The sequence below is a fragment of the Pseudomonas syringae genome (assembly GCF_021605415.1).
In the GTDB taxonomy this organism is placed as follows: domain Bacteria; phylum Pseudomonadota; class Gammaproteobacteria; order Pseudomonadales; family Pseudomonadaceae; genus Aquipseudomonas; species Aquipseudomonas syringae_S.
In genome coordinates, this window is sequence record NZ_WKEQ01000032.1 from 65,054 (window position 1) to 71,928 (window position 6,875).

Consider the following 6,875-nt stretch of genomic DNA (forward strand, 5'->3'; position numbering starts at 1 on the left):
ATTGCCTGTGTTTAACGATGCGCTAATCCAGCCGTTTCAGCATCGGCCACTTTTAAAAGGAGTTTGTACCTATGCCCGTCGTCTTTTCCCGCTGGTTGCCCGGCCTGTTTTTGAGCGCCGCCCTGCCCTTTGCCGCCCACGCCGAAGGCCCTCAATACGGGCCTGAACTGCAAGGCTTCGACTACCCATACACGCTCAAGCATTTCGATTTCCAGTCCCAGGGCCAATCCCTGCAAATGGGCTACATGGATGTCGCGGCCCATGGCAAGGCCAACGGGCGCACCGTGGTGCTGATGCACGGCAAGAATTTCTGCGGCGCCACCTGGGACAGTTCGATCAAGGCCTTGAGTGAAGCGGGTTACCGCGTCGTGGCGCCGGATCAAATCGGTTTCTGCAGCTCCAGCAAACCGGATCATTATCAGTACACCTTCCAGCAACTGGCGACCAACACCCAACAACTGCTCAAGGCGCTGGGCATCCAGAAGGCCACGCTGCTGGGCCATTCCACCGGCGGCATGCTCGCTACCCGTTACGCGCTGCAATTCCCGGAACAAGTCGATCAACTGGCGCTGGTCAACCCGATCGGTCTGGAAGACTGGAAAGCCCTCGGCGTGCCGTACCGCACGGTCGATCAGTGGTATCAGCGCGAACTCAAAGTCACCGCCCAAGGTATTCGCGACTACGAACGCACCACCTATTACGACGGCCGCTGGAAGCCGGAATTCGACCGCTGGGTCGACATGCTCGCCGGCCTGAGCAACGGCCCGGGCAAGACCAAAGTGGCGTGGAACTCGGCGCTGATCTACGACATGATTTTCACCCAGCCGGTGTATTACGAGTTCAAGGATTTGCAGATGCCGACGCTGTTGCTGATCGGCACCTCCGACACCACCGCCATTGGCAAAGACATCGCGCCGCCGCCGGTCAAGGCAAAAATCGGCCACTACGAAACCCTTGGCAAACAAGTGGCGAAGCTGATCCCACACTCCACGCTGGTGGAATTCCCGGGCATGGGCCACGCGCCGCAGATGGAAGAACCGGAGCAATTTCACAAGGCCTTGCTCGGCTGGCTGAACAAAAACAATCCTGTGTGAGGTAAGGCAGATGGCGGTGCAGATTGCAGTAATCGATGACTGGCAGGATGTAGCGCGGGGCGTGGTCGACTGGTCGGTGCTCGACAGCATTGGCGAGGTCAGTTTTCTCCATGACTACCCGGCGGATAACACGGAATTGGCGAGTCGTCTGGCCGATTTCGAAGTGATCTGCGTCATGCGCGAACGCACCCGATTCGACGAAGACCTGCTGCGCCGTCTGCCGAAACTGAAATTGCTGGTCACCGGTGGGATGCGCAACGCAGCGCTGGACATGCCGGCCGCTGCCAGGCTCGGCATCAAGGTCTGCGGCACCGACAGCTACAAACACGCGGCGCCGGAACTGACCTGGGCATTGGTCATGGCCGGCACACGCAATCTGGTGAACGAGGCCAATGCCTTGCGATCCGGCCAATGGCAACAGGGCTTGGGCGGTGATCTGCACGGCAAGACCCTCGGCATCCTCGGGTTGGGCAGCATCGGTCAAAAAGTCGCGCAGTTCGGTCAGGTGTTCGGCATGCGGGTGATCGCCTGGAGCGAAAACCTCACCGCCGAGCGTGCCGAACAGGTCGGCGTGACCTACGTCAGCAAGCAGCAGTTGTTCGAACAGGCCGATGTGCTTTCAGTGCATCTGGTGCTCAGCGAGCGCAGCCGCCACTTGGTCGACGAGCAGGCACTGAGCTGGATGAAACCCACGGCGTTGCTGGTCAACACCGCGCGCGGCCCGATCGTCGATGAAGCCGCACTGATCAAGGCCTTGCAGAAAAACCGTCTGGCCGGTGCGGCACTGGATGTGTTCGACGAGGAACCGTTGCCTGCGCTGCATCCATTCAGAACGCTGGACAACGTGTTGGCCACACCCCATGTCGGTTACGTCAGCCGCCAGAACTATCAGCAGTTTTTCTCGCAAATGATCGAAGACATTCAGGCCTGGTCGGCGGGTGAACCGGTTCGACTGTTGAATTGAACATCGCGTTCGGGGATTGCGTTGGCGGCGCCGTCTCCTACAATGCTGGATCTTTCGCACCGGCCCGCCCATGGACATCGACCTCGCCCGCACCTTTCTGGAAATCGTCCGCCACGGCAGTCTCGCTGCGGCGGCGGAGAAACTGTTCGTCACGCAAACAGCGATCACTGCCCGGGTGCAGAAACTCGAAAGCCAACTGGGCAGCACATTGTTCGTGCGCAACCGGGCTGGCGCGCGGTTGACGCCCAATGGCGAGGCCTTCGTGGTCTACGCCAATCAACTGGTACAAACCTGGGAAGCCGCACGCCGTGACCTGCCACTGCCTGAAGGCTATCGCGACGTGCTGCACATCGGCGGCGAAGTCAGCCTGTGCAACCCGCTGATGCTCAGTTGGGCCGCCGAACTGCGCGAGAAAATCCCCAGCCATGCCCTGCGCATGGAAATCCGCGACGGCGAAAACCTGCTGCATCAACTGGAACTCGGTGTGCTGGATGCCGCGTTGGTGTATCAGCCGGAATACTGGCCGCGCCTGCAAGTCGAACAAGTGCTGGAAGAAAAACTGATTCTTGTGCGCTGCCCGCGTCGACCCGAGCCCTATGTGTATATCGATTGGGGCCCGGACTTCCGCCGACAGCACGATGCCGCCCTGCCGGAAAAAGCCAAAGCCGCGTTGAGCTTCAACCTCGGCCCGCTGGCCCTGCAATACATTCTGGAAAACGGCGGCAGCGGTTATTTCCGCACGCGGGTCGTGCGTACGTATCTGGAAAGCGGCGCCCTGGAAGCGGTGACCAAAGCGCCGGAGTTCGGCTACCCGACCTACCTCGTCTATTCCCGGGATCGTGATTCGGCGACGCTGCAACAGGCGTTTGACCTGCTGCGTGCCGTGATCAAGGCCGACGACGACTGGTCGCAGCGCTGGAACCCGCTGACCTGAACGTCGGCGCCTTTAGACCGGATGATGGCGTTTGTGCCATCAAGGTTGCAAAGGCCCGAAATCAATGGATCGGCTACGCTGCTGGGTATCACGACGATACCCTACAGGTGACCGCATTGAGGCAAACCACCGAAGCGTTCCGCAGTCGCTACCGCGCCGCCATTCATCCGCTGTACAACCCGTGGCTGCATGGCGCTTTTGTGCTGCTGTTCGGGCTGTTTGCCATGGATCTGTTCTTCGCCTCGGTGAGTCAGGTCAAAGCTGTGGAATGGCTGACCGTGCCGCTGACGCTGCTGTTCTTCAATTTCGGCGTGTACATGGTGCATCGCCATCTGGGCCACCATAAAAAAAGCTTTGCACGGATGTTCTATGCGCGGCATGCCGGCGACCACCACAGCTTTTTCACCCCCGGCCACATGACTTATGACGATGCCCGCGACTGGCGGGTGATTCTGTTTCCGGCCTGGCTGATTGTGCTGCACACGGTGGTTATCACCGTGCCGTTCTGGTGGCTGCTGTCGCAAATCAACGGCAACGTCGCCGGCCTGTTTGGCGGCTGCATGGTGCTTGGCTATCTCGCCTACGAAATCTTCCATGCCTGTGAACACCTGCCGCCCGACAACCCGCTCACCCGCCTGCCGTGGATCCGCCAAATGCGCCGCCTGCATGAGTTGCATCACCGCCGCGAGCGCATGCAGGAGCGCAACTTCAATATCGTTTTTCCGCTGATGGACTACCTGTTCGGCACCCTGCATTGGGAGCCGGAACCCGCGCCGCTGACTTTTTCGAGAACGCCCATGACACGCCTTCAGCACCAGATCGACATCCCCGCCGAACCGATTGCCGTGCTCGCCTATGCAGCCGATGTGAGTCGTTGGCCGCAGTGGCATCCCTCGTCATTGCACATTGATGGCCCAAAAGGCCCACTGCATGCCGGAGCACATTTCGAAGAGGACATCCACGCCGGTGGCCGCGCCGGGCATTTACGCTGGCAAGTGAGCGAATACCTGCCGGGACGGCGCTGGTGCGCAGAGGCCCGGGGCGATCAAGGTTTGTCGCTGCGGCTGACCTACGAGTGTGCCGCCGAGGGTGAAGGCACACGATTTGTGCGAACCCTGGATTATCAATTCAGTGGATTAGGGATGCGCGTCGCCAACCGTTTGCTGCTCAAACGGCGTATCGACCGCGAATCCGCAGTCTCGCTGTTGGCCCTGCGCGATACGGCATGCCGTTATCTGGCGGCAACCGGTGTCATCGCATGAGGCTGGGAAATCTGCTGCTCTTGCTCATCATCGTTGTCATAGCGTTCCTGCTGCTGATGCCGACCAGGGTCAAGCCAATCGCGTGGACGCCGCAACCGGCACCGTCCCTGACCGAGGGGATTTACGCCGACAATCAACGACTCAAAGGCGCCGCGCGCATCGGTGCCAGTGACATCGAAGGGCCCGAAGCGTTATTGCTCGAAGATGATTTCCTGATCACCGGGCTGCACGACGGACGCCTGATTCGCACCAGCCTTGATGGCCAGCAACGCAAAGTGCTCGCCGACACCGGTGGCCGCCCGTTAGGTCTGGCGCGGCATCCGAACGGCTTGCTGGTGATTGCCGACGGTGTCAAAGGTTTGCTGGCGCTGGATGCCCAGGGCCAGTTGATCCCGCTGACCACGGCGGCCAATGGCGTGCCGTTCGGCTTCACCGATGACGTGGCAATTGATAAGTCCGGGCATTTCGCCTATTTCAGCGACGCGTCGAGCCGTTGGGGCTACGGTCATGACGGCGAGGCGATCATCGAGCACGGCGGCGATGGGCGCTTGCTGCGTTACGACTTTCAGACCGGCGCAACCAAAGTGCTGCTCGACAAACTGGAGTTTGCCAACGGCGTCACCCTGGGCCCGGACGACGCCTATGTGCTGGTCAACGAAACCGGTGCCTATCGGATCAGCCGTTATTGGCTGAGCGGCCCGAAGGCCGGTACGCACGATCTTTTTATCGATAACTTGCCGGGGCTGCCGGACAACCTCGCGTTCAATGGGCGAGACCGGTTCTGGGTGGCGCTGTATACGCCGCGCAATATCCTGCTGGATCGAACCGCCGAACATCCATTCGTGCGCAAGATGATCGTGCGGATGATGACCGTCCTGCCCAAACCCGTGGAAAAACGCGCATTTGTGTTAGGGCTGGACCTGGAGGGCAAAGTCATCGCCAATTTGCAGGATACCGGCGCGGACAGTTATTCGCCGATTACCACGGTGCGCGAGTATGGCGACTGGTTGTATTTTGGCTCGTTGAAAGCGACGCACATGGCGCGGTTGCCGTTGGCGGAGGCGTTGAAGTAGACCCTCTGGATCAGCGGTGAGTTTACTGACGCTGATCGCGAGCAGGCTCACTCCTGCACTGGAATGCGTCCACTTGTAGGAGTGAGCCTGCCCGCGATCCGCAATCGGTCAGCCAAGCTATGGCTTCAAGCCTGCTTATCCCGGCCAGGCACCACATCCTCCTCATCCGGCCGTCCCTCGAATCCCGGTTCTTCATCGGGATGCTCGGTCGTGTGCACCGGGCTATTGGGTTCAGGATGGGTCGGCACAGGATCGAATGCACCCTGCTGTTCGCTGGGGAATATCGGTTTGTCGGAATAGGGTTTGCTCATCGGGCACCTCGCATGGAGTCAAAGACGTCGAACTCTGAGCATTCGAGGTGCCGTTTCAGCTGAGTGTTCCATCAATCCGTCACCGGTGGTCGGCGGATTGATCGGCTACCGGGTTCCCGTCTCCAATTGCTGGACGATTTTGTCCTTGATCAGCAGGCGTTTCTCCTTGAGCTTTTTCAACGCGTCATCACTGGGCGCATCTGAGGTGGCTTTTTCGGCGTTGACGACATCGGCGTCCGCCTCGGAATACTGTGTAAGCAGGGAATCCAGTCTCGGATTGTTGGCGCGTTTTTGCTGGATCTCTTCCTTCGTGCAACTCAAGTCCTGAAACAGGTCATGGGGAACCGGCATGGAGCACCTCCGTCGGTTGATCAGTGGCCTGCGACGCATTCGATCACGCCGCCAACCTCAGGATGGCCCCGGATGCCCGGTAAGTCGACCGTCCAACGGTGTCCGTTCGTCGCCCTGTCCAAAATGCGATAAAACCTTCGGTCCCGCACCGGCCTCCATTAAATACCGATCGCTTCGATCCCAACCTGCGTGGAGAAAGACCAATGGACGGATTTACCTTGCGCCACCTTGCCCTCGCCGTTGCCCTAAGCGCCGGCATGTCCAGCGCCTTTGCGGCCACTTCCAATGATTTCGTCGACGACGCCGCTGCCGGTGGCATTGCCGAAGTCGAAGCCGGCCGCCTGGCGTTGGAGAAAAGTTCATCGGCTGACATCAAAGAATTCGCCAACATGATGATCACCGACCACAGCAAGGCCAATGACGAATTGGCCACGATCGCCAAGGCCAATGACATCGAAGTGCCCGACACCACTACGCTGGTGAAACAGGCCAAGGAAAAACTGCTCGAAATGCGCGATGAATCCTTCGACAAGGCCTACGCAGATAATCAGGTCAAGGCTCACGAAGAAACCATCGCGCTGTTCAAGAAAGAAGCCAGCACCGTTACCGATGACAAAGCCAAAGGCTCTGCAGAGCTGAAAGCTTTTGCACAAAAAATGCTGCCGGGACTGGAGAAACATCTGGCCAAGGCGAAAGAGCTACAGGCAGCGCATAACAAGTAAGAGCGTTCCCCAAGGAACAAAAAAGGCCGCATTACAGTCAGGCTGTGTGAAAACACAATCTGTCCCGGTTAAAAGCAAATGCCCCGACTTGTCGGGGCATTTGCTTTTCTGCGATCTGAAAAATAAAGGGCCTCTCAGCCCATCAGCGCCATCAGCTTTTGCGC

The 6,875-nt window shown here is 59.3% G+C and carries 8 protein-coding genes; 6 read left to right on the forward strand and 2 right to left on the reverse strand.

Features of this window, described 5'->3' with window-relative positions; genetic code table 11:
* Window positions 1-71 precede the first annotated feature (71 nt).
* From GIW69_RS20465 to GIW69_RS20485, 5 genes are all read left to right on the forward strand, one after another.
* Window positions 72-1,094 carry an alpha/beta fold hydrolase gene (locus tag GIW69_RS20465; RefSeq protein ID WP_236484597.1) on the forward strand — a complete coding sequence of 341 codons (1,023 nt, stop codon included), beginning with the start codon at window positions 72-74 and terminating at the stop codon, window positions 1,092-1,094.
* A 10-nt stretch (window positions 1,095-1,104) separates the two neighbouring features.
* A complete protein-coding gene (locus GIW69_RS20470) occupies window positions 1,105-2,058 on the forward strand; it encodes a D-2-hydroxyacid dehydrogenase family protein (RefSeq protein ID WP_236484598.1) in 954 nt (317 codons plus the stop codon).
* Between the two features lie 70 nt (window positions 2,059-2,128).
* Entirely contained in the window at window positions 2,129-2,992 is an 864-nt protein-coding gene (locus tag GIW69_RS20475; RefSeq protein ID WP_236484599.1) for a LysR family transcriptional regulator, read from the forward strand.
* A 116-nt stretch (window positions 2,993-3,108) separates the two neighbouring features.
* Complete coding sequence (locus tag GIW69_RS20480) at window positions 3,109-4,254, forward strand: sterol desaturase/SRPBCC family protein (protein ID WP_236484606.1); 1,146 nt, start codon at window positions 3,109-3,111, stop codon at window positions 4,252-4,254.
* Window positions 4,251-5,327 (forward strand): SMP-30/gluconolactonase/LRE family protein, encoded by a 1,077-nt coding sequence (locus GIW69_RS20485; protein ID WP_236484600.1) that lies wholly within the window; start codon window positions 4,251-4,253, stop codon window positions 5,325-5,327. Before GIW69_RS20480 ends, GIW69_RS20485 begins: the two co-directional genes overlap by 4 nt.
* 125 nt (window positions 5,328-5,452) lie before the next feature.
* On the opposite strand, the gene GIW69_RS20490 is transcribed toward GIW69_RS20485, so the two are convergent.
* Both GIW69_RS20490 and GIW69_RS20495 read right to left on the reverse strand, forming a co-directional pair.
* Window positions 5,453-5,638 (reverse strand): hypothetical protein, encoded by a 186-nt coding sequence (locus GIW69_RS20490; RefSeq protein WP_236484601.1) that lies wholly within the window; start codon window positions 5,636-5,638, stop codon window positions 5,453-5,455.
* A 105-nt stretch (window positions 5,639-5,743) separates the two neighbouring features.
* On the reverse strand, window positions 5,744-5,989 hold the full coding sequence (locus GIW69_RS20495; protein WP_236484602.1) for a DUF465 domain-containing protein: 246 nt from the start codon (window positions 5,987-5,989) through the stop codon (window positions 5,744-5,746).
* A 203-nt stretch (window positions 5,990-6,192) separates the two neighbouring features.
* On the opposite strand from GIW69_RS20495, the gene GIW69_RS20500 reads away from it, so the two are divergent.
* A complete protein-coding gene (locus GIW69_RS20500) occupies window positions 6,193-6,711 on the forward strand; it encodes a DUF4142 domain-containing protein (protein ID WP_236484603.1) in 519 nt (172 codons plus the stop codon).
* Window positions 6,712-6,875: the final 164 nt, after the last annotated feature.

Coding starts and splice junctions, on each gene's coding strand:
- GIW69_RS20465 (WP_236484597.1), top strand. CDS start 72: ATGCCCGTCGTCTTTTCCCGCTGGTTGCCCGGCCTGTTTTTGAGCGCC.
- GIW69_RS20470 (WP_236484598.1), top strand. CDS start 1,105: ATGGCGGTGCAGATTGCAGTAATCGATGACTGGCAGGATGTAGCGCGG.
- GIW69_RS20475 (WP_236484599.1), top strand. CDS start 2,129: ATGGACATCGACCTCGCCCGCACCTTTCTGGAAATCGTCCGCCACGGC.
- GIW69_RS20485 (WP_236484600.1), top strand. CDS start 4,251: ATGAGGCTGGGAAATCTGCTGCTCTTGCTCATCATCGTTGTCATAGCG.
- GIW69_RS20490 (WP_236484601.1), bottom strand. CDS start 5,638: ATGAGCAAACCCTATTCCGACAAACCGATATTCCCCAGCGAACAGCAG.
- GIW69_RS20495 (WP_236484602.1), bottom strand. CDS start 5,989: ATGCCGGTTCCCCATGACCTGTTTCAGGACTTGAGTTGCACGAAGGAA.
- GIW69_RS20500 (WP_236484603.1), top strand. CDS start 6,193: ATGGACGGATTTACCTTGCGCCACCTTGCCCTCGCCGTTGCCCTAAGC.